Origin of the sequence: Vibrio sp. 10N.222.49.C9 (genome assembly GCF_041474985.1) — a bacterium.
GTDB classification, from domain to species: Bacteria; Pseudomonadota; Gammaproteobacteria; order Enterobacterales; family Vibrionaceae; genus Vibrio; species Vibrio crassostreae_C.
Map to the genome: position 1 here is coordinate 1 of NZ_JBFRVD010000745.1, position 247 is coordinate 247.

The following is a 247-nucleotide window of genomic DNA, read 5'->3' on the forward strand; positions in this document are numbered from 1 at the left end:
ACAGAGGCATTACTGGAATAGCCGAGCTTGCTTGCGTTACAACAGACTTAAGTACTGCAACGTTTGCTGTACCGCCAGTAGCAGATAGCTTTTCGTTCAATGCTGTTGAAGCACGATCTAGGTCCATCTTAGCGCGGCCTAGAGCACCGTCCCAATAGATTGGCCATGTCAGCTCAGTACCGATGTAGCTGTACGCCACAGTCTTACAACCGTCAGCTAATACACCCGCTTCAGAAAGAGCATTGAT

General features: G+C 49.0%; 1 pseudogene. It reads right to left on the minus strand.

The annotated features are described in order from the left end of the window. Nucleotides 1-247: pseudogene (locus AB4585_RS25375) on the minus strand (bifunctional NADH-specific enoyl-ACP reductase/trans-2-enoyl-CoA reductase); the annotation flags it as partial.